This is a genomic window from Floccifex porci, assembly GCF_009696175.1.
Classification (GTDB): Bacteria; Bacillota_I; Bacilli_A; order Erysipelotrichales; family Erysipelotrichaceae; genus Floccifex; species Floccifex porci.
Genome location: NZ_VUMM01000004.1, coordinates 82,264 through 105,352, shown reverse-complemented (window position 1 = coordinate 105,352; position 23,089 = coordinate 82,264). Strand labels below are relative to the sequence as shown.

Below are 23,089 nucleotides of genomic sequence, written 5' to 3'. Positions count from 1 at the left end.
CTGCCTTACGTTTACCACGTCTATCTTCTAGAGCGTCTTCACCCTTGGATTCATATTTTTTGACCCAGTTATAGATCTGGGCGTAATTTCCACCATAAAATTCAGCTGTACCTTTATAATCATGATTATGATCTATACAGTATTTAATGATTTCGATTTTCTTTTCTTTGCTTACTTTTAAAGTATCAGCCATATAGACCCCCGGCTTAGGATTGTAATCCTTAAGTTCTCTATGACTATTATACTTGTTTACCCAATTTAAAACAGTACTACATTTAGGTATTCCATACTTAGCAGCCAAATCCATGGAGGATCCATGACCTTGAAGATATTCTTGAACAACCATCTCCTTAAACTCTTTAGAATACTTATTGTTTGTACTCTTATGATCAAAAATTGAATGTCCATTCACACGATAGCTTTTCACCCATTTTAGAACTAAGATGGCTCCGTATTCAGCCATGTTCAATTCAATCCTTATTTGTTCTGCAGATTTTCTTTTATTTAAATAATCTTCACAAGCCTGTACCTTTTGTTCTTTTGTATATTTAGCTTTTCTTCCCATATAAAAAATCCCACCTTTGTAGTTTCACATCGATGGGATAATTTTAATTATTTCGTGTGTCTACTTCAGTGGGATTATATCACCATTCTATCCTTTTTCAATTTCATTCACAATGAGTTGTCCCATTTGTTTACAACCCACTAATTTCATATTCTCAGACATCATATCCTGGGTACGATAGCCTTGATTTAATACTGCATTTACAGCTTTTTCAATGTCTTTAGCTTCCTCTTTTAAATCAAAACTATATTGAAGCATCATTGCTGCACTTAGTATGCAGGCAATTGGATTGACAATGTCTTTTCCTGCAATATCTGGAGCCGATCCATGAATTGGTTCATATAAGCCGCGCGTTCCATCTCCTAACGAAGAAGAAGGAATCATGCCGATGCTTCCTGTAATTTCACTGGCTTCATCGGATAAAATATCACCAAACATATTTTCTGTAACAATGACATCAAACTGGCTTGGATTTTTACAGATCTGCATAGCGCAATTGTCAACAAACATAACAGAATATTCCACTTCTGGATATTCTTTTTTTAATTCATCCATAACTTTACGCCATAAACGAGATGTATCCAGTACATTGGCTTTATCCACCATACATAATTTTTTATTACGTTTCATTGCCGTTTCAAAACCGATTTTGCCAATTCTTCTGATTTCATGTTCTGAATAAGGCATAGAATCAATGGCTTTTAATTCTCCATTTTCTTCATGTGTTTCATGATTTCCAAAATAAACTCCACCAATTAATTCACGAACGATAATAAAATCAATTCCTTTATCCACAATTTCCTTTTTTAAAGGAGAAGCATCTGCCAACTGTGGCCAGATTTTTGCAGGACGGTTGTTTGAATACAATCCCATACCAGCTCTTAATCTTAATAATCCTTTTTCTGGTCTTTTTTCTCCAGGAAGACCTTCCCATTTCGGACCACCTATTGCACCTAATAAAACGCTATCACACGATAAACATTTATCCAGTTCATGTGATGGAAGTGGATCGCCATACAAATCAATGGCCTGTCCACCCATGGCTATATCTATATATTCAAAAGAATGACTGTACTTCTTTTCAATTGTTTTTAAAACATTTACTGCCTGTTCTACAATTTCAACAGAAGAACAGTCTCCCCAGATTACACCAATTTTCTTTTGCATCTTAATTCTCCTTCTGATGATTTACATAATTTACCAATCCATTTTCAGCAATCATCTTCTGAAGAAATGGCGGAAATGGTTGAGCCTGGTACTGTCTATTCTTTGTGATATTTGTGATAATACCAGAATCAAAATCAATTTCGACCTGATTTCCTTCTTCAATATCATCAGCTGCTTCTTCACATTCTAAAATTGCAAACCCAATATTGATCGCATTGCGATAAAAAATACGGGCAAAGCTTTTCGCAATGACACAACTGACTCCTGCTGTTTTTAAACACAAAGGAGCGTGTTCTCTTGAAGAACCACAACCAAAATTTTTACCGGCTACCATGATATCTCCTGGTTTTACTCTTTGTACAAACGTAGGATCTATATCCACCATCGCATGACTTGCCAATTCTTTGGCATCAAATGAATTCAAATAACGTGCAGGTATAATAACGTCTGTATCCACATTATCTCCGTATTTTAAAACCGTTCCTTTTGCTTTCATATATTATCCTCCAAATTTTTCCGGATTGGCAATGTATCCGGCAATCGCACTGGCAGCCGCAGTTTCTGGGGAAGCCAGATAAATTAAAGACTGTGTATCTCCCATTCGTCCTACGAAATTACGATTGGTTGTGGAAACACATTTTTCTCCTTTTGCCATAACACCCATATGTCCACCCATACAAGGACCACAGCTTGGAGTATTGACAGCACAACCTGCTTCAACAAATATTTCCAGCAATCCTTCTTTAATACACTGCATGAATATTTTCTGAGTTGCAGGAACAACCATAGCACGCACACGATTCGCAACTTTTTTACCTTTTAGTATTGCTGCTGCTTTTCTTAAATCGGACATTCTTCCATTTGTACAGGAACCAATGACAACCTGATCGATATAGATTGGTTCTTCTTTTTCAATTTCATCAATGGTATGCCCGTTTCCTGGTAAATGAGGGAATGCGACCATTGGACGGATTTCACTTAAATTGATTTCAATGGTCTGTTCATATTCTGCATCTTTGTCAGCTTCATAAATTTCATAAGGTTTTACTGAATGTTCTTTCATATAGACAATAGTCTGTTCATCTACTGGAAAGATACCATTTTTAGCTCCGGCTTCAATGGCCATGTTACAAATGGTAAAACGATCATCCATAGACAATTCCTTAACACCTTCTCCAGTAAATTCCATTGATTTATATAAGGCACCATCTACACCAATTTTATGAATTATATATAAAATAACATCTTTTCCACTGACATACGGATTCAATTTTCCAGTTAAATGAAACTGAATGGCACTAGGAACTTTAAACCAGGCTTTTCCTGTGGCCATTCCTCTTGCGATATCGGTTGTTCCTACACCTGTTGAAAAAGCACCTAAAGCTCCATATGTACATGTATGACTGTCAGCACCAATCACTGCCATACCTGCTACAACCAATCCTTTTTCTGGCAGGATCGCATGTTCTACACCACATTTTCCCTGTTCCATATGGTTCGTCAAACATTGATTAAAAGAAAAGTCACGAATTGCTTTTGAATTTTCAGCACTTTTAATATCCTTATTAGGAGTAAAGTGATCCGGTACTAAAACCACTTTGTCTTTATCAAATACTGTATCAGCCATTTGCGAAAAGATTGGTAAAGCCATTGGGCCAGTTATATCATTGGCCATTACTAAATCTAAATCTGCTTCAATCAGCTGTCCTGCTTTTACTTCTTCTAATCCAGCATGAGATGCCAGTATTTTCTGTGTCATTGTCATTGACATAATACATCCTCCTTATGAATGATTGCTCGATTTAAAGCACTGAATAATGCACGAATACTTGAAGCAATGATATCATCATCCACTCCAACACCAAATCGATCTTCATTTACACAGTCTTTTAATTGAATATACGATACCGCTTTTGAATTTGAACCCTGATTTAAAGAACTTTCTCTATAATCTTTAATATCAAATGTTAAATGACAATATTTTCTCATCGCATTGGCAACCGCATCCAATCGTCCATTTCCTCTTCCAACGATATCCATTTCTTCTCCTTTAAAATGAATACTTAAAGTTGCCTGATACATATTATTATTTAAACGTATAAAATGATAATCATTCAATTGAATTGGTGTATTTAAATTCAGGAAATCTCTTTCAAAAATTCCAAAAATTTCTTCTGGTTTCAATTCTTTATGTTCATGATCGGAAATATCTTTAATATAATAAGAGAACTGTTCTCTAAATACAGCTGGAAGCTCATATCCATAATTGTGCTGCATAATATAGGCAATTCCACCTTTTCCACTTTGCGAATTGATGCGGATGACATCTGCTTCATATACACGACCCACATCAGTTGGATCAATTGGAAGATATGGAACCGTCCAGTCTTCACTGTGTCGATCTTCTCTGAATTTCATTCCTTTGGCAATGGCATCCTGATGCGATCCAGAGAAGGCTGCAAATACCAGCTTTCCAGCATAAGGCTGTCTTTCGTATACATTCATACGTGTCACTCTTTCATAAACATCTACAATATGGGGCATATCATCAAAATGAAGTTTTGGATCCACACCATGGGTATACATATTCATTGCCAATGTGACAATATCCACATTTCCTGTACGTTCTCCATTTCCAAACAGAGTTCCTTCAACTCGATCGGCTCCAGCCAGCAATGCTAGTTCGGTATCGGCAACTCCAGTTCCTCTATCGTTATGAGGATGAAGAGATAAAACAATGCAATCTCTTTTATGCATATGTTTTGACATATATTCAATCTGTGAAGCATATACATGAGGCAATGACATTTCTACAGTAACTGGAAGATTAATGATCAGTTTCTTTTCAGGAGTAGGATCAATGATGTCAATTACCGCATTGACAACTTCCAGAGCGTAATCCACTTCCGTTCCTGTAAAACTTTCAGGAGAATATTCAAAACGATAATCTTCTCCACTTTCTTCGGTCAATTTTTTTACTAATTTTGCACCATCGGTTGCGATTTTCATAATTTCTTCTTTTGACTTTTTAAAAACCTGCTGTCTTTGAGCAAAAGAAGTGGAATTGTAAAAATGTACGATCGCATTCTTACATCCTTTTAAGGAATCAAAAGTTTTTTGAATAATGTGAGGACGCGCCTGTGTTAATACCTGTACGGTTACATCCTCGGGAATCATATTATTTTCAATCAGAGTTCTTAAAAATTCATGTTCAGTTTCAGAAGCAGCTGGAAATCCAACTTCGATTTCCTTAAACCCAACATCAATCAATACTTTCCAGAATTGAAGTTTTTCTTCCAGATTCATCGGAGTGACCAACGCCTGATTTCCATCACGCATATCCACACTGCACCAGATTGGTGCATGATCAATAAATTCTTTTTTTGTCCACTCTAGTGATTCTTCAGGAGGCATATAATATCCTCTATGGTATTTGTTATAATTCATCATATTCTAAATATCTCCTTCTATGCTTTTTTTTGTTTTATGATTATTATATAAGTCCGATAAATCCATACCATCATCTCCAATCCATAAAAAAAACGTCCTTATTTCTAAGGACGTAAATATACGCGGTACCACCTTAGTTCTTACTGTCTTAGTAAGCCCTCTTTAAAAAGTTAACGCCTGTATTACGAATCGCTTATCGATCAGCTCCCTGGCAAGTTCATAGATTTCCAACTGTGAATTTTCACCTTGCATTCACTCTCTATAAGTTTTTCATCTATTACTACTCCAAATCGTTGCTAGTAGTAATAGTATATCATTTTAATTTTCATTTTCAATTTTTTTCTGAAAATTTTTGTAAAATGATAAAATTATCTACATTTTTTTTTATAAATACGATATACTAAAAAGTACGTAGAATGGAGTGAATAATATGAAATTAAGTGGTTCTCAAATCATCATGGAAGTATTGCTGGAACATGGCGTAGATACTGTGTTTGGGTATCCAGGTGGAGCCGCTCTAAATGTATATGACGAATTATATAAATATCAGGATAAGATTCATCATGTATTAACGGCTCATGAACAAGGAGCTTCACATGCTGCAGATGGATATGCTCGTGCCACAGGAAAAACGGGTGTTGTTTTTGCGACAAGTGGCCCTGGTGCAACCAATCTTGTTACTGGAATTGCCACAGCTATGTTAGACAGCATTCCTATGATTGCCATCACCTGCAATGTCTCAAGCAATGCGATTGGTCGTGATGCGTTTCAGGAAGTCAGCATCACAGGTGTGACTTTACCTATTACCAAACATAATTATTTTGTAAATAAAATTGAAGATTTAGCCGATGCCATTCGAAATGCTTTTCGAATTGCCAATGAAGGGCGTAAAGGTCCGGTTTTAATTGATATCACCAAAGATGTGACCGATCCTAATAATTTATATGAATATAAGAAACAGAAACCATTTCCATTGACAAAAAGTCCAACTGCATCGGACAGTCAGCTTCAGGAAATTGCACAGATTATGAATGAGGCAAAACGTCCTGTTATTTATTACGGTGGTGGAGTTAATGCTTCTCATGCACAGAAAGAATTAAATGAACTGATTGAAAAATACGATTGTCCTGCAACTTATACATTAATGGGAGCAGGTGCTGTTCGCTATGACAATCCGAAAAATCTAGGATTGATTGGAATGCATGGTTCCATGCAGGCAAACATTGCCATCGATAATGCCGATCTGGTTATTGCTCTAGGAACACGTTTTAGCGATCGAGTTGCTTTAAATCCTAGAAAATTCGCAAAACATGCAGGTATCATTCAGATTGATATTGATGAATCCGAAATCAACAAAAATGTTTTGATCAATTATCAGGTGATTGGAGACATCAAAGAAGTACTTTCTTCTTTATTGCCTTTAATTGATAAAACTAAACATAAAGATTGGATTGATGAATGTCATAAAGCTCATAAGTGGGTCGACATAGAATTACAGGGAGCAAAATTACGTCCTCGAGATATTATTGAAGCAACCTGTACTATAACAGATAAAGAAACAATTTACGTTACCGATGTTGGTCAACATCAGATGTGGGCTGCTCAATATGTTCACCATATAAAGAGTGAAAACTTTTTAACCAGCGGTGGATTAGGTACAATGGGATATGGTTATGGAGCTGCCATTGGAGCTCAGTTTGGTCAACCAGAAAAACGTGTCATTCATTTTACAGGAGATGGTTCTTTCCATATGAATTTAAATGAATGCTGTACAGCGGTTTCAAACGAACTGCCAATCATTACTATTATTTTTGACAACAAAGTTTTAGGTATGGTTTACCAGTGGCAGACCGCTTTCTATGGAAAACGTTATTCCAATACAACACCAGGAAGAAAAACAAATTATCCTAAACTGGCAGAAGGATTTGGTGCAACTGGCTTTGAAGTCAATACATTGGATGAATTTAAAGAAGCATTCTCAAAAGCATTAAAAATCAACGGTCCTGTATGGATTGCCTGCAATATATTAAAAGAAGAACGCGTACTACCTATGATTCCAAATGGTGGAACGGTATCTGATATGATTATTAAATAGGAGGCAATATGAAAAGACGTGAAGTAATTAGTATTTTTGTAGAAAATCAGGCAAATGTATTAACAAGAGTGGCTTCTTTATTTGGACGTCGTGGATTTAATATTGATTCTTTGACAGTATCTACTACAAACGATCCAGAAATTAGCCGTATCACTGTTGTTTTTAATGGGAATGAACAAAGTTTAGCTCAAATCATCACTCAAACCCGTAAACTGGAAGTGGTAAAAGATATTTTCCTTTTGGAAAAAGACAATAGTTTATTTAGAGAATTGTTACTGGTAAAAGTTGCCTGTGATAAAACCAATCGAAGCTTAATTAAAGAAATTGTAGATATTTATCGTGGACGCATCATATCATTATCAAAAACATGTATGATCATTGAATTAACAGGGGCAACTGAAAAATTAGATGGATTCTTAAACATGTTAAACTGCTATGATATTGTCGAAGTCTGTCGTACAGGTGTTACAGGTATTTCTCGTGATGCGGATGTTACCGATGTTTCCAGTATCGATTAAAGGAGGAAATTTATGAAAAAATTGAAAAGCGTTGCGGTTACAGAAGGTGTAGAAAAAGCTCCTATGCGTTCTTTATTTTACGCAATGGGATATACAAAAGAAGAATTGGACCGACCATTAATCGGAGTGGTCAGTGCTCATAGTGACATTGTTCCTGGTCACTTTCACTTAGATAAAATTGAAGAAGCCGTTAAAGCTGGGGTACGTATGGCAGGAGGAACTCCGATCATGGTTCCAAGTATTGGAGTCTGTGACGGGATTGCCATGGGACATGTAGGAATGAAATATTCTTTACCTTCTCGTGAATTAATTGCCGATTCCGTTGAAACAATGGCGCAGGCTCATGCCTTTGATGGTCTAGTATTAATTCCAAACTGTGACAAAATTGTTCCTGGAATGGTCATGGGAGCTCTTCGTTTAAACCTTCCAACAGTTGTCTGTTCCGGTGGACCTATGATGTCTGGTTGTGTAGATGGTGTGGATACTTCTCTTTCGAAAATGTTTGAAGCAGTTGGAGCTCGTAAAGCCAATCTGATCAATGATGAAAAATTAAAAGAATTTGAAGAACAGACTTGTCCAGGATGTGGAAGCTGTTCAGGTATGTATACAGCCAATTCTATGAACTGCTTATGTGAAGCTTTAGGAATTGCTCTTCCTGGAAATGGTACCATTCCTGCCGTTCATGCCAATCGTTTGCAGCTGGCAAAACACGCAGGTATGGCGATTATGAATCTGGTTGAAAAAAACATCTGTATTAAAGATATTATAAATGAAAAATCCATTCGCAACGCATTGACTTGCGATATGGCTTTAGGATGTTCATCCAATTCTGTACTTCATTTATTAGCTATTTCAAATGAAGCTGGATGTCCATTGGATCTGCATACATTTAACGAATTTTCAGAAAAGGTTCCTAACCTTTGTCATTTAGCCCCTGCTGGTCCAACTCATATGCATGATTTAAATGCTGCCGGTGGATTACAGGCCGTTTATCATGAACTGAATAAACTAGGTCTGATCGATACATCTTTAATTACCGCAAATGGAAAAACAATTAAAGAAAATATTGAACACGCTTATAATAAAGATCCAAATACCATTCGTCCAGTGGAAGATCCATATTCTCCAACTGGTGGTATTGCGATTCTATTTGGAAATATTGCTCAAAATGGATGTGTTGTTAAAAGAAGTGCTGTAGATCCAAGTATGATGAAACATACAGGTCCAGCTCGTGTATTCACGAGTGAAGAACAAGCCATCGATTGTATCTATAAAGGTGGTATTCAACCAGGAGATGTTGTAGTCATCACTTATGAAGGTCCTAAAGGCGGTCCAGGAATGCGAGAGATGTTAAATCCAACTTCTGCATTAGCTGGAATGAAACTGGATAAATCGGTTGCTTTAATTACAGATGGACGTTTCTCTGGAGCCAGTCGTGGAGCTTCCATTGGACACGTTTCTCCTGAAGCTGCTGCTGGAGGAAACATCGGTTTGATTCAGGAAGGTGATTTAATCACAATTGACATTGCCAATTATTCCATTCATGCTCATATCAGTGATGAAGAATTTGAAAATAGACGTAAAAATCAGCCCCCATTTGAACCAAAATTTAAAACAGGATGGTTGTCTCGTTATCAAAGATTAGTTCAGGGTGCCGATAAAGGAGCTATATTAAAATAAAAAGATGGTACAAAAACCATCTTTTTTTATTCTTTAGCTGATGTACGAATTCGTAATACCACAATAGATAGTAAAATACAGGCAATGGACAGGATATAAGGAATAGAACTGTCTATATTTAAAATCATTCCTGTGATATATAAAATGACTCCTGCTCCAATCGGAAATAAACTTAAATTTAAAAGCTTTTTTTTCATTTGATTATATCTTCATCTCCAAATGGATCTCCACATTCCGGACAGAATTTTGGAGGATTTGTCGGATCTTCTGGCATCCATCCACATTTATCACATCGATACTGCAACGCACCTGCTGGTTTCTTTGTTCCACATTCTACACAGAATTTTCCTAAATTTACCGTTTTACAATTTGGACAGGTCCATCCTTGTTGAACCGGTTTAGAAGCTCCACAATTCATACAGAATTTACCCGTATTGTGACCCTGTCCACAAGAACATGTCCATTCTTCTTTTGATTGAATACTATTTTGTGCCTGCTGATAAAAAGAATTAAAGTTTCCAGAAGCCTGAGTGGCAGCATTCATTGACATAAATCCCATCATAGAACCGTTTTCATTTTCAGCTGCTTTTTCTAGTGCATTGGCACTGGCCATTCCCATTCGACCGGCCATCATCTGTGCATTGGTACCATACGCAAGAGATGTCTGTGCATTTTTAATCTGTTTTTCATCTTCTTCAGGAATGGACATACTTGAGATTCCAAAAGATACAATAGAGATTCCTCTTAATCCTTTTAATTTTTTACTTAACACTTCATTTAAAGAGTCGGCTATTTCCATTGTATGCAGCATCAGTTCATCATAACGAATTCCCAAAGAAGAAATCTTACCAAAAGCAGGCTGTAAAGCCGTCAATACTTCAGATTTAATCTGTCCATCTATATTTTCTCTGGTATAATCCTGTGAAATATTTCCACATACATTTGTATAGAATAATACTGGATCTACGATTCGATATGAGAATTCTCCATAACATCGAATTGAAGTAGTAAATTCAAAATTTATTTTTTCATCTACAATTCGGAATGGAATTGGCATTGGTGTACCATATTTATTCCCTACAATTTCACGTGTATTAAAATAATAAACTCTTTGATCGTGTGCTGTATGTCCCGCAAAAGCAATTCGTTTTCCAATTGTCTGAATGGATTGGTCAATTGTTTCGGATAGATCCCCTGAAAAAATAGATGGTTCACTGGAAATATCATAAATATACTCACCTGGCTGTGCACATACTTCCATTATTTTTCCATTATCCACAATGATCATACATTGACCATCAGCAATGGATACAATTGAACCATTTGAAATGATGTTTTCTTTCCCTTTATTATATTTTGGACACCCTTTACGAACCAGCACATTATTTGGAAGAGCATCACAATAAAAATATTCCTTATACTGATCCGATAAGACTCCTTTTACCGATTGGATCGTTGTTTTAATTAATCCCATAAAAAATCTCCTTTTTTACTATTATATCAATAAAAAAAAGGACATCAATAGATGTCCAATTAGTTATTGATTAATTTATCGTCTTCGTTATTCCAGCTGTATAATTTACGAATTTCAGCTCCGACTTTTTCACTTGGATGTTCAGAAGCCAGTTTACGCATAGCTTTGAAATGAACCTGACGACCAGCTGGCGACATATCCAGCAAGAATTCTTTTGCGAATGTTCCATCCTGAATATCGGATAAAATTTTCTTCATTGCCTTCTTTGTTTCTTCTGTAATGATCTTTGGTCCAGTAATATAGTCACCATATTCAGCTGTATTTGAAATAGAATATCTCATTCCTGCAAATCCAGACTGATAAATTAAGTCAACGATCAATTTCATTTCATGAACACATTCAAAATATGCATTACGTGGATCGTATCCAGCTTCTACTAATGTTTCAAAACCAGCCTGCATTAATGCACATACACCACCACATAATACAGCCTGTTCACCAAATAAGTCTGTTTCTGTTTCAGTGCGGAAAGTTGTTTCCAATAAACCAGCACGAGCTCCACCGATTCCAGCACCATAAGCCAATGCGATATCCCATGCTTTTCCAGTTGCGTCTTGTTCAACTGCAATTAAACAAGGTGTTCCTTTTCCTTCCTGGTATTCTGAACGAACTGTATGACCAGGTGCTTTAGGAGCAATCATAGCCACGTCAACATTCTTAGGTGGAACAATGCAACCAAAATGAATATTGAAACCATGAGCAAACATTAACATGTTTCCTTCTTCTAAGTTTGGTTCAATATCATTTTTGTACATATCTGCCTGTTTTTCATCATTGATCAGAATCATGATGATATCGGCTTTTTTAGCTGCCTCAGCTGCTGTATAAACTTCTAATCCCTGTTTTTCTGCTTTTGCCCAGGATTTAGATCCTTCATATAAACCAACAATTACATTGCATCCAGATTCTTTTAAGTTTAATGCATGAGCATGTCCCTGTGATCCATAACCAATAATTGCGATTGTTTTTCCATCTAAATATCCCAGATTACAATCTGATTCATAAAAAATTCTTGCTTCAGCCATTATATTTCCTCCTGTTAGTTGTCTAACAACTATTTGCTTACTTGTATGACAAGTATAAACAACTCTATTCAAATTGTCAACTATATTTTAAAATAATTCTTCATGCCAGGCAGCATGATGTAAATGTATCATAACCGCACTCTTTAAAGCCACTGCATCCCTTTTTTCCAAAAAATTCATAATCATTATATGATCTTTATATGCATCTTCTGCAATCACTTCCAGATTAATTTTTAATTCAAATGTTTTTTCAATAGTTTCATTAATAATCGGTAAAAAATGTATTAAGAACTCATTGTGACAGGCTTTAATGATTGCCCCATGAAAAGCCGCTTCCGAAGCCACTCTTTCTTTACTTGTAGGACATTTTAAAATGGCTTCCTGGCATATATTTCCCAATCGTAAAATTTCCTGAATCTCTTGATCACTGGCTCTTTTACAAGCTAAACTGGCAGCTTCTGGCTCAAAAATTAAACGTGTTTCATATAAATCTTTTAACGTTACTTTTATATCGGAACTGGTTTGAAAAGAACTGGTTGTCTTCTGATTTAATTGGGAAAGCACAAACGTTCCATTTCCTCTTTGTACTTCTAAAATCCCTTCCGATACAAGAATTCGTATAGCTTCTCTTAATGTCGAGCGTGAAATTCCATACTGATTTGATAATATATTTTCATTAGGAAGTTTTTGTCCCGGTCTATATTTCTTTTCATTCACAATTTCATTTTTTAAACGTTTTGCGGTACTTTGTGCTAAACTCATTTTTTCCATAAATCACCTAATCCAATATACTCTGATTAATTTTTTCATATTCCACAAACTGTTTAGCCGTTCTGGCAGAACGTCCATTGTTTCGAATCGCAAACGCTTCCGCTTTTATTTTTAATTCGTGTTCATCTAAATTCAATTCATATTCTTTGGCATACTGTTTAACAATTTCCATATACAAATTTGAACCTGGTTTCTGGAATGTAATCGTTAAACCAAAACGAGCAGCTAAAGACATCGTTTCCTGAATGGTATCATTTCGATGCATTTCATCCCCTTCTCGATCTGAGAATGTTTCTTTCATAAAATGTCTACGATTGCTCGTTGCATAAATCACAACGTTCATTTTATTGGAAGTAGTCGATCCTTCCAATATATTTTTTAAAGCAATGTAATCATCGTCATTGCTTGAAAAACTTAGATCATCAATAAAAATAATAAATTTTAAAGGATTATCCGCTAACATTTCAATAATCGATGGCAATTGAGCTATCTGTTTCTTTTTTACTTCAATCAGTCTTAATCCTTCTGTATGATATTCATTCACAATGGCTTTAATGGTTGAACTTTTTCCTGTTCCCGCATCTCCATACAACAATGCGTTATTGGCTTTCATTCCCTGCAGCAGAGCCAATGTATTTTTGATCAGTACATTTCTTTGTTGCTGATACCCTGTCATTTCTTTTAACGATTGTGTATCTGGATGTCTAATTGGATATAATCCTTGTTCATCAATCCCAAATACAAAATATTTCGCAAAAATACCATATCCTTTTTTAGGAAGCTCTTCAATTCTTTGATAATAATCTTTTTCTAAAGAATAAGATGTATTCTCCCATTCAGGATATTCGATATCCGATTGAATATGAACTTCTTTACTTTTTAAATCACATAGTTTCTGAAGTATCTTTAATTCTCTTTTTAAACTGTTTTCAATGGATGGAACAATTGTTTTATTTTTTGCTTTATTCAGAACATAGATATTTTCATCGTTCATAACCATTTTATAAATATAATCAGATAAATTGGCTCCCTGATCATAAATTTTTGAACATAATCGACAATAATAAGTGGAATCATCTATCGTTTGAATCAATAAATCCACAATTTCATCTTCTAAAATACGATGAAATAAGGTTAAAGTTTCTAATTCCATTTGAAATTGTTTTAAATCCATGATGCATCCCTCCAAAGTCGTGTTATAATTATAGCACGTTTTTAATGGGAGGATGAATTATGTTAACAATTGATAAAATTTATGATGCGAAAAATGTTTTAAAAAAGATTGTTCATAAAACGAATATTATACCAGCCGACAATTTAGGATCTGAAAATCACATATATTTAAAACCAGAAAATCTACAATTAACAGGTAGTTTTAAAATTCGTGGTTCTTTTTATAAAATCAGTAAATTGACAGAAGAAGAGAAACAACATGGAATCATTGCCAGTTCCGCAGGAAATCATGCTCAAGGTGTGGCTTTATCAGCACAAAAAGCACAGATTCCCTGTACGATATGTATGCCAGACAGTTCGCCACTATCAAAAGTAGAAGCCACAAAAAGTTATGGAGCCAATGTATGTCTTGTAGAAGGTGTCTATGATGATTCTTATGAAGAAGCCATTCGCCAGTGTAAAGAAAAAAATCTTACTTTCATTCATCCATATGACGATGAAGATGTTATTGCTGGACAGGGAACCATTGGACTGGAAATCTTGGATCAGATGGATAGCGTAGATGCCATTGTGGTTCCTATTGGCGGTGGAGGATTAATCAGTGGAGTTGCCTTTGCGGCCAAAAATCTGAAGCCAAGCATTAAGATATATGGAGTACAGGCAGCCAATGCAGCCAGCATGTATGAATCGTTCAAACAGGGAAAAAATATCGCATTGGACCATGTCAATACATTTGCGGATGGAATTGCGGTTAAGCATCCAGGAAATAATACATTTGAAATTGTAAAACAGTATGTAGATGATATTGTAACGGTCAGTGAAGACGAAATTGCAGCGGCTATTCTTTCTTTAATGGAAAAACAGAGAATTGTAGCTGAAGGAGCAGGAGCCGTTTCAGTAGCTGCAGCTATGTTCAATAAATTACCAATTAAAGGAAAAAATGTTGTCTGTATTGTTTCTGGAGGAAACATTGATATCAATATCATCGATCGTGTCATGACACGTGGTTTATTATTAAGTGGACGTAAAACAAGCTTTACAATTGCTTTAACCGATAAACCAGGTCAATTGTTAGGTGTATCCAAAATCATTTCCGATAATGGCGGAAATGTTGTTGCCATTGATTATGACAATGGCGATCCTGAAATGGCAATTACTTCCTGTTTCTTAAAAGTAACAGTAGAAACAAGAAATCACGATCATATAGAAAAAATCAAAGATGATTTAATCCATCATGGATTTATTATTGTTCATGAAAGAGTCTAAAAAGAAGAATCGATTTGATTCTTCTTTTATTTTTCTAAATATTCTTTACATTCTTTCATTCTTCGATTTGTATCGTTATATCCTAAAAAATACCAGTCTCCCAGTTTTTCAACATCGGCCTCTAATCTGGAAACCGGGTCGTTTATAGAAGGAGAAAATACAAATATTTTTCCTTCTTTTTCCAATTGATCAATGAAATCACAAGTATAGTTGTATTCTTTATTCATATTTTTTAACGATTTTCTTAATTCAGGATATTTTGAATATCTCAGATCAATCATGGAATCCATTTTTTCATTATCTTCTTTACGATATACTTTATGCTGTGTTCGAATTACTATTATTTTTAAATATCCCTCATTTAAAGCCCATTGAATGGGAATATGATTGGAAATACCTCCATCTAAACAAGGAATACCCTGTATTTCTACCATAGAAGATACAAAAGGTAAAGAAGCCGAAGCCTGTATGGCTTTTTCAATGTCTTCACATTTTCCTTTTTCAAAATAACACGATTCTCCAGTCAAACAGTTTGTAGCTACAGCTACAAATCGTCTGGAAGGACGATCAAAGAAAATCTGATCAAAAGGTTCTATGCGATTGGGTCCAAATGCATAATCAAAGCCTATAATTCCTTTATTGTGAATAAGTGTTTTGGGCCCTCCTATATAGTTAGGATCAAAACGATGATATAAATTAAATCTTGCACTTCTTCCAATTTGACCCGCTACATAATTATAGCCATTCAAAGCTCCTGCCGATACACCTATTGTACACTCCATATTAATATCATTTTCCATCAATGCATCCAGTACACCTTCTCCATAAACCGCTCGAAAAGCCCCTCCTTCACATATAACACATCCTTTTGTGATATTCATTGAAGCATGTCCTTTTGGGATTTGATTTATTTTTGAATAGTACTTATACATATTGTCTCCTTATTCAAATGGGAATTTAATGTCTAACTGGCACTCATTTCGAATCTGTATAAATTCGTCCTGTACCGCTTTTGTTAATGGCACTCCTTTGTCTTTTCTTTCCTGCCATACATCCCATTCTTTTTCACCAGCTGTATAAATACGGCTGTGTTTTGGATCTTTCTTAGAATTTCTAAGTTCTCTTAAAATATCACCAGTTGTCTTTTTAAAAGATTCTAATCCCATGAAAGCTTCGGTATCTATTGCCATAAAGAAATGACCTAAATGATATGGTCGGATACTTCCATCTTCATTTTTTCCTTCTAATGCCTTTAAGAAAATTCCTGCCTGTAATGCAGCACTTAGAATTTCTACAACCGTTGCGTATCCATATCCTTTATAACCACCCATGTCTTCTCCAAAACCACCAAGTGGAGCCAATGCCGCTTTTTCAGAACGAATGTCTTTAATAATCTGTTTCGAATCCGTCAGTATTTCCCCTTCTCGAGAAATTACCAGACCTTCTGGAGTATCGTGATCAATTCTTGCATAATATTCAATTTTACCGTTCTGAATAACGGATGTTGCACAATCCAGTACAAATGGAAATTCTTCATCACTTGGCATCGCAAAAGTCAAAGGATTGGTTCCCAGCATATTTTCAACACCAAAAGTAGGAGCAATGGAAGGTCTGGCATTGGTTCCACAAATTCCGATCATACCTTCTTTTTCCGCCATTCCTGCCCAGTATCCAGCAATACCAAAATGAGAAGAATTACGAACCGCAACCATTCCCATTCCATATTTTTTAGCTTTTTCTATGCACATTTCCATGGCTTTTTTTGATGCAACCATTCCCATTCCATCATTGGCATCTAAAACAGCCGTTGTACATGTCTCCTTAATGACATCAATTTTTGTGATTGGATTTAAAATTCCATTTTTGATTCGATCTAGATAAATCGGCTTAAATCGATTGCATCCATGGCTTTCAATTCCTCTTCGATCGCTTTCCAGTAATACATCCGTACATAATTTTGCATCTTCTTCAGGTAACCCATACTTCATAAATGCCTGTGTCATAAAAGAATCCATTACATCCCATGGCACATAAGGTCTATTATCTTTATCTTTTAACATAAGTTGTATCCTCCGTTACTTTTATTCTAGCACAATCTTTTTTTAAACTCATTTCTTTTTATATATATCAAGGGTTCATAAATAGATAATATTTCCCTAATAAATACATCCGAATCTTTCATTCTCTTTCAATAAAAACAGGTTTACAAACAAATAAACGAATATAAATAAGATCGAACCATAAAAAAACGCTATAGAAATATCAGCACTATAAATAATTTTGTGTTGTGGACGGGCTTTAAAGATTTGTGTGGACAAATCTGGCATTTTGAAGCTTGAAATTAGCTTTCACAATTTGTGTGGTTATCCTTTAAATATTTGTGTGGATATATTCATAAAAATATCCCTCCTAGTATAGAATGAAATTATCACAAATCATAATGCTAGGAGGGATTTTTATAATATCCAATCAAAAGTTTATCACAGATATATTAAATATCAATTACGATCAAATTGAATCTATTGATTCTATCAAAAATTCTGATCACTCACTGAATTTCTTCGTGAAGTTGAAACCAGTATCTAACCTTAGGTGCCCCTATTGTGATTCTTGTCATATTGTTGGTAATGGTTTTACCAAGAGAAAACTTATTCATTCAACCCTGGTTAATCGAAAATGTATAATCTTTTACAAGCGTCGCCGGTATCTATGCAAAGATTGCAGTTCTTCTTTTAGTGAAAAGAACCCTTTTATCAATACAGGAGAATCTGTTACTCTGGAAACAAAAATAAACGTATTAAAAGATCTTAAATCTATAGCCAATACATATTCTGCTGTAGCTGCCAGATACAATATTTCAGTGAAAAAAGTTATTCAGATTTTCGATAAACATGTAGACATCAAAAGAAAACCACTTCCCGAAGTGCTCTCTATCGATGAACACTTCTTTCCTCAGTCAAATTACGATTCTCTTTATATGTGCATATTTATGGATTTTATTACCGGTGAGATTGTTGATGTATTACCTGATAGAAAAAAAGCCTATATTGCCAATTACCTATCCGTAATAAGAACTCAGACATTGAATAAGTACACACATAAGTCTGAATTGCATAACGTAAAGTATGTTTCAATAGATTTGTACGATAACTACAGAGATATTGCCCATATCTATTTTCCAAAAGCCATCGTATGTGCGGATCCATTTCATGTTCTAAAACATCTCACCGAAGGTTTTAATCAAGTACGTTTAAGATGCAGAAGAGAAACACAGGACGAAGACATTCAGTATCTGCTGACCAAATTCAAAAATATCTTTAAGAGTGGTTTTGACCTGGACAACAAAGCCAAATACAACAAAAGATTCAAGCGTTATTTAAATTACAGAGATATCCTTACTATTCTATTCGACAGATTTCCTGACTTAAAAACGGCTTATGAACTAAAAGAAAAATATATTTTCTTTAACAGAAACACTTCACTTAAAGAAGCAGAAAAAGGCCTGGCAGATTTGATTTTGGAATTTGGAGACTCAGGAATTGAAGAATATCATGAATTCTATAATCTACTTATAAACTGGAACAAAGAAATTATCAATTCGTTTACGATTATAAACAGCAGAAGAATCAACAACAGCTTCATAGAATCAAGGAACAATCAGATCGAACGTTTAATCTATAACGCATATGGATACACGAATTCAAAAAGAGCAAGAAATAGAATCATGTATTGTTTAAACAAAAAAGATAGTTATAAAATATAAAAAAAATAAAAAAGTGTGATTTGTGACAGGACGGCTCAAAACCGTCTTTCTTATCACAATATCACACTATATTTTAAAGCTCATCCACACAATTATTTAAAGCTATCAACACAATTTGTTAAAGCCTACCCACAAATCGTTTAGAGCTCATCCACAGGATTATTTAAAATCCCGAAATATCTAAAGCGTTTGTTGAATGGACTGTTCTAAAATCTGAACAACCAAATTTGTATGATCACATAATTTATTATATGTACTTTCATCTTTTTCATTGATGATACGTACAAATTCTTTACATTCATAAATCATGTGCATTTCTTGTTCAATTCCTAAATTTAAAGAAGAAGAATTGTTTTTATTCAGTAAAGGCTCTCCTTTTGGAGGAATAAAATCTACATTTGGCAATATTCCAATGCTTACTCCTTTTACTCTCAAACAGCCTTTATCACCCTGAATATAAGCAAATATATCACTGGAACTGTCTTTGGCTCCTGCACATGTTGCCACAAATTCAGGATATTGAAGAATTAAAATACCACTAGTATCAATTCCATTGTATCCTTTATTGGCATAATACATTGTTTTTTCAGGTTTACCAAATAATCCTGTCACAAAATGAAGACAGTAAACCCCGATATCCATTAAAGCTCCACCATTAAAATGAGGATCAAAAGCATTTGTTTGTTCATGATTTTTATATTTATCATATCTTGAAGAATATTGTGAATAATTACATTGAACCAGTTTTATATCTCCCACTCGATATAGATTTTCTTTTAGAATCTGATAATTGGGAAGAAACTGATTGGTGATGGCTTCAAAAATATAAACGCCATTCTCTTTAGCTGTTTTAAACAGATCTTCACTTTCTTTTAGACTAGGACAGAATGGTTTTTCATTTATGACATGTTTTTTTGCCTGTAAAGCCATCTTTGATTGAGAATAATGTAAAGAATTAGGAGAGGCCACATAAATGGTATCCACTTCTTCATCTTTTAATAGTTCTTCTAAATTTGAATAATAGCGTTTCATCTGATGTTTTTCACAAAACTCTTTCGCTTTTTCTAAGCTTCTTGAATAACAAGCAATCACTTCTATGCCTGAATCTTTCATAGCACTTATCATGCGATCCACAATAAATCCAGTTCCAACGGTACCTACTTTCATGCTTTATTCTCGTATGATACATTTGTACCTTGCGAATAAAGTATCATACGCTCCTTTCTCTTTCTGTTAAAATGAAATAGAACCTTATTCTATTTATTTAATTTAAGGCTTTGTCCTTTTAAAGGAGAGTATAGCCCAGGTCCTATTTGTTTGTTTATAGTTGGATAAGTCTATGTACTTTTATGTCTTGCAAGATTACGAGAATAGATCACCTGTGACCAGGCAAGGTTCTAGAAAGGTGGTCTTTTTTATGACCTACTATATTGGTGTGGATATCGCTAAATTTGTCCACTACGCTTGTATCATTGATCATCTCGGTGAAGTACATCAAACTTCTTTTCCTTTTGATAATTCTGCTGATAGATTCCAGCTGTTCTTATCAAAATTTTCTTCTTATGATAAAGGCGATGTTGTCATCGGTTTTGAATCGACCGCTCATTATCATGAAAATCTTTTTAATTTTCTATCCGGTCTTGGTTTTCATTGTGAACTTATCAATCCAATTCTTACCAAGCGCTTCAGATCATTAAACATCCGTGATGTTAAAACAGATAGTACAGATGCCTTCACCATCGCCACTTTTCTAGCTTTTAATCATCACAAAGAAAACAATCCTCCTTCAATGTCAGTGAATTAAAATATTTCTGTATTCAAAGAGAAGACCTGAAACAAAAGCTTTCTACCGAAAAAATCCGGTTCATTTCTCTTTTAGACAGAACGTTTCCTGAATTAAAGCCTTTTATCAAAAATACCCTTTATTCTAAAGGATTCCTGAACTTTTTAAAGTTCTATAACACGGCCTATCAAATAAAAACAGCCCACATCGATAGACTCTATAACCTTCTGACCGAAAACTATCACTTCATGACAAAAGACAAGGTCCTACAAATCAAATCTTTAGCTTCATCTGGCGTAGGTTTCCATTCAGTGGCTATTTCTACTTAAATCAAAGATATTGTCTATCAAATCGAACTGTTTTAAAAGCAGCTATCAGATATTGATAAGCAGATTATTTTAATCATGAAGGAGACCGACTCTCCCCTTATGAAGATTCCTGGTTTTGGTTATATCCAGACCGCTTATCTTTTAGCTACCATTGAAAATATATCACGTTTTGATAGTCCAAATAAAATTATGGCTATGGCTGATCTTGATCCAAAGATCAGACAGTCAGGTCAATTCAAGGAATCCAGAACCAGAATGTCCAAAAAAGACAATAAGCTCTTAAGATATACCCTGATAAGGTCTACCAATAATGTAAGGAAAAATTCAAATACAATGAAGTCCTATTACCTTAAAAAGAAAAGTGAAGGAAAATCTCATTATAATGCTTTAGGACACTGTTCCAGAAAATTAGTGAACTATATTTTCTTTGTACTTTCGAATCCAGACAAAGAATTTATATTAGACTAATTCATATTTTTTTTAAAAGGCTAGCCAACTAGTTTTTTGTCATGCTTAAATGTCAATTCTAAATTCTTCATTTTTTCTTGACATCTTCATAGTTTGTCTCCTTTATTCTTTCTATTTTTTTCCATGATGAATTTGTTTTTTTCTTTTCTTCGACCGGTTTTCGATAAATTCTAAAACAAACTCCATCCTCTGTATTGTATCCTTCTACATTGTAGTTGTTTGTCTTCGTAACTTTTGAAACAATGGATAAACCTAAGCCAAACTTTCCCTTTTCACCTTTTTCAAATGGATGAAATAAAGTCTGAATACGCTCCTCACTCATTTTTGGTCCATCATTTAATATTTTTAAATCATCTTCTCTTACTTCAATTTTTATATAAGACTTCGCATAGCGGAACGCATTATCCATAATATTTTCGATACATACTCTCCATGCTTCCAGTAGACCATCAAAAAATACTTCTTCAATATCGGTAATCACTTCAATTTCCGGACGAATAACAGCAGAATTTAATACCACTTCTTCCACAACTTCCTTCATATTTGTGACAACACCTTCAGAATCCGATGTCAATAAATATTCAATTCGATTTAAATATAATAAATTATAGACTTTCTTTTCCAGACGATTGGCATTATCAATGATTACATCTACACTGGATTCCAGATCTCCATATGGATAGATACCATCTTTAATGGATTCTCCATAAGATTTTATTGTTGCGATTGGTGTTTTCAGATCATGAGATATATTATGAATCATTTCTTCTTTCGCTTTTTCCTGCTTTGTCAATTCATCTTTCATAAGTGTAATCGCATTGGCCACCTGACCAATTTCATCTCCACGATTGATATTCAGATCCACTTCTTTTCCCATATTGATCTGCTTGATATATTCCTTAATTTGTCCCAATGGCTGAATAATAGAAAATACCCAGATTAAAATAACCATAAAAACTAAAATAAAAGCTAAAATAATCAGATATACAGTTGAATCGACTAATATAGATCGAAAAGAAGATGGATATGTATTATCCATATAACTTGCGACTACATAATCACTGTTTTTACAATATACAAGACTGTAGTAATATTCCATATCATTGATACGAACAATACCATGTTTTACATTATTACTTCTTGACAATTGACCGGATTCAACAATCAGATATTTATACAATTCATTATTGCCAATTTTATCTTCTCTTCCTCCAAAAATATGAAGAACTCCATCTGAAATCAGACAGTCCACCTGTGTAGAATTTTTAGAAAGATATGCATACAATTCTTCATTTACATTTCCTTCGTTTTCTAATAAATTCACAATAGGTCTTTGATTGTTCTGTAACATAGAAAACATCTGGGTTTCAATGGTATTGTTGATTCCTGTTCTCAGTATGGCGAAAAAGAATATCAGGAAAGCTATTAAACAAAGAAATATAATGGATACAAACTGCTTTGTCAGCGATAATTTATGAAATGTATCTTTTATTTTTTTCATA

General features: G+C 34.6%; 21 protein-coding genes and 1 other annotated feature. Of the genes, 7 read left to right on the top strand and 14 right to left on the bottom strand.

Annotation, left to right across the window (positions count from 1 at the left end; translation table 11 throughout):
• The 5 genes from FYJ50_RS03925 to FYJ50_RS03905 form a co-directional block, all read right to left on the bottom strand.
• Nucleotides 1-565, bottom strand: a 565-nt coding sequence (locus tag FYJ50_RS03925) for a helix-turn-helix domain-containing protein (protein WP_154459721.1), incomplete at its 3' end; no start/stop codon positions are given.
• Between the two features lie 87 nt (nt 566-652).
• The gene (gene leuB, locus FYJ50_RS03920; RefSeq protein WP_154459720.1) at nt 653-1,732 is read right to left on the bottom strand and encodes a 3-isopropylmalate dehydrogenase; all 1,080 of its coding nucleotides are present in this window, start codon (nt 1,730-1,732) and stop codon (nt 653-655) included.
• A gap of 1 nt (nt 1,733) precedes the next feature.
• Nucleotides 1,734-2,228, bottom strand: coding sequence for a 3-isopropylmalate dehydratase small subunit (gene leuD, locus FYJ50_RS03915; RefSeq protein ID WP_154459719.1), 495 nt, complete (start codon nt 2,226-2,228; stop codon nt 1,734-1,736).
• Nucleotides 2,229-2,231: 3 nt separating this feature from the next.
• Nucleotides 2,232-3,503 (bottom strand): 3-isopropylmalate dehydratase large subunit, encoded by a 1,272-nt coding sequence (leuC, locus tag FYJ50_RS03910; protein ID WP_154459718.1) that lies wholly within the window; start codon nt 3,501-3,503, stop codon nt 2,232-2,234.
• Entirely contained in the window at nt 3,494-5,182 is a 1,689-nt protein-coding gene (locus tag FYJ50_RS03905) for a 2-isopropylmalate synthase (RefSeq protein ID WP_154459717.1), read from the bottom strand. Before FYJ50_RS03905 ends, leuC begins: the two co-directional genes overlap by 10 nt.
• Nucleotides 5,183-5,285: 103 nt before the next feature.
• Nucleotides 5,286-5,485, bottom strand: a binding site (T-box leader).
• A 127-nt stretch (nt 5,486-5,612) separates the two neighbouring features.
• Here FYJ50_RS03905 and ilvB point away from each other — a divergent pair.
• From ilvB to ilvD, 3 genes are read left to right on the top strand one after another with little or no spacing between them, the layout of a single operon-like run.
• Entirely contained in the window at nt 5,613-7,277 is a 1,665-nt protein-coding gene (gene ilvB / locus FYJ50_RS03900; protein WP_154459716.1) for a biosynthetic-type acetolactate synthase large subunit, read from the top strand.
• 8 nt (nt 7,278-7,285) lie between these two features.
• Entirely contained in the window at nt 7,286-7,795 is a 510-nt protein-coding gene (ilvN, locus tag FYJ50_RS03895) for an acetolactate synthase small subunit (protein ID WP_154459715.1), read from the top strand.
• Between the two features lie 12 nt (nt 7,796-7,807).
• Nucleotides 7,808-9,475 (top strand): dihydroxy-acid dehydratase, encoded by a 1,668-nt coding sequence (gene ilvD / locus FYJ50_RS03890; protein WP_154459714.1) that lies wholly within the window; start codon nt 7,808-7,810, stop codon nt 9,473-9,475.
• Between the two features lie 26 nt (nt 9,476-9,501).
• Here the strand turns inward: ilvD and FYJ50_RS03885 are convergent, their stop codons facing one another.
• From FYJ50_RS03885 to FYJ50_RS03865, 5 genes are all read right to left on the bottom strand, one after another.
• Complete coding sequence (locus FYJ50_RS03885) at nt 9,502-9,672, bottom strand: hypothetical protein (protein ID WP_154459713.1); 171 nt, start codon at nt 9,670-9,672, stop codon at nt 9,502-9,504.
• Entirely contained in the window at nt 9,669-10,949 is a 1,281-nt protein-coding gene (locus FYJ50_RS03880) for an SPFH domain-containing protein (RefSeq protein ID WP_154459712.1), read from the bottom strand. Before FYJ50_RS03880 ends, FYJ50_RS03885 begins: the two co-directional genes overlap by 4 nt.
• 59 nt (nt 10,950-11,008) lie before the next feature.
• Nucleotides 11,009-12,034, bottom strand: coding sequence for a ketol-acid reductoisomerase (gene ilvC / locus FYJ50_RS03875; RefSeq protein ID WP_154459711.1), 1,026 nt, complete (start codon nt 12,032-12,034; stop codon nt 11,009-11,011).
• 87 nt (nt 12,035-12,121) lie between these two features.
• A complete protein-coding gene (locus tag FYJ50_RS03870) occupies nt 12,122-12,805 on the bottom strand; it encodes a FadR/GntR family transcriptional regulator (RefSeq protein WP_154459710.1) in 684 nt (227 codons plus the stop codon).
• Between the two features lie 7 nt (nt 12,806-12,812).
• Nucleotides 12,813-13,979 (bottom strand): ATP-binding protein, encoded by a 1,167-nt coding sequence (locus tag FYJ50_RS03865; RefSeq protein ID WP_154459709.1) that lies wholly within the window; start codon nt 13,977-13,979, stop codon nt 12,813-12,815.
• Between the two features lie 59 nt (nt 13,980-14,038).
• On the opposite strand from FYJ50_RS03865, the gene ilvA reads away from it, so the two are divergent.
• On the top strand, nt 14,039-15,244 hold the full coding sequence (gene ilvA / locus FYJ50_RS03860) for a threonine ammonia-lyase (protein WP_154459708.1): 1,206 nt from the start codon (nt 14,039-14,041) through the stop codon (nt 15,242-15,244).
• 26 nt (nt 15,245-15,270) lie between these two features.
• On the opposite strand, the gene FYJ50_RS03855 is transcribed toward ilvA, so the two are convergent.
• Complete coding sequence (locus FYJ50_RS03855) at nt 15,271-16,176, bottom strand: patatin-like phospholipase family protein (protein WP_154459707.1); 906 nt, start codon at nt 16,174-16,176, stop codon at nt 15,271-15,273.
• A 9-nt stretch (nt 16,177-16,185) separates the two neighbouring features.
• Complete coding sequence (locus tag FYJ50_RS03850) at nt 16,186-17,304, bottom strand: Ldh family oxidoreductase (RefSeq protein WP_154459706.1); 1,119 nt, start codon at nt 17,302-17,304, stop codon at nt 16,186-16,188.
• A 359-nt stretch (nt 17,305-17,663) separates the two neighbouring features.
• On the opposite strand from FYJ50_RS03850, the gene FYJ50_RS03845 reads away from it, so the two are divergent.
• Nucleotides 17,664-19,007: an ISL3 family transposase gene (locus FYJ50_RS03845; RefSeq protein WP_154459705.1), complete on the top strand. Its 1,344-nt coding sequence runs from the start codon at nt 17,664-17,666 to the stop codon at nt 19,005-19,007.
• A 180-nt stretch (nt 19,008-19,187) separates the two neighbouring features.
• On the opposite strand, the gene FYJ50_RS03840 is transcribed toward FYJ50_RS03845, so the two are convergent.
• Nucleotides 19,188-20,174 carry a Gfo/Idh/MocA family protein gene (locus tag FYJ50_RS03840; RefSeq protein ID WP_154459704.1) on the bottom strand — a complete coding sequence of 329 codons (987 nt, stop codon included), beginning with the start codon at nt 20,172-20,174 and terminating at the stop codon, nt 19,188-19,190.
• A 250-nt stretch (nt 20,175-20,424) separates the two neighbouring features.
• Here FYJ50_RS03840 and FYJ50_RS03835 point away from each other — a divergent pair, with 250 nt between their 5' ends.
• Together FYJ50_RS03835 and FYJ50_RS03830 are read left to right on the top strand one after the other, a co-directional pair.
• Nucleotides 20,425-20,811: an IS110 family transposase gene (locus FYJ50_RS03835; RefSeq protein WP_205946412.1), complete on the top strand. Its 387-nt coding sequence runs from the start codon at nt 20,425-20,427 to the stop codon at nt 20,809-20,811.
• 407 nt (nt 20,812-21,218) lie between these two features.
• Entirely contained in the window at nt 21,219-21,587 is a 369-nt protein-coding gene (locus tag FYJ50_RS03830; RefSeq protein WP_205946411.1) for a transposase, read from the top strand.
• A 67-nt stretch (nt 21,588-21,654) separates the two neighbouring features.
• Here FYJ50_RS03830 and FYJ50_RS03825 read toward each other — a convergent pair whose 3' ends face one another.
• A complete protein-coding gene (locus FYJ50_RS03825) occupies nt 21,655-23,088 on the bottom strand; it encodes a HAMP domain-containing sensor histidine kinase (RefSeq protein WP_154459701.1) in 1,434 nt (477 codons plus the stop codon).
• Between the last annotated feature and the right edge of the window lies 1 nt (nt 23,089).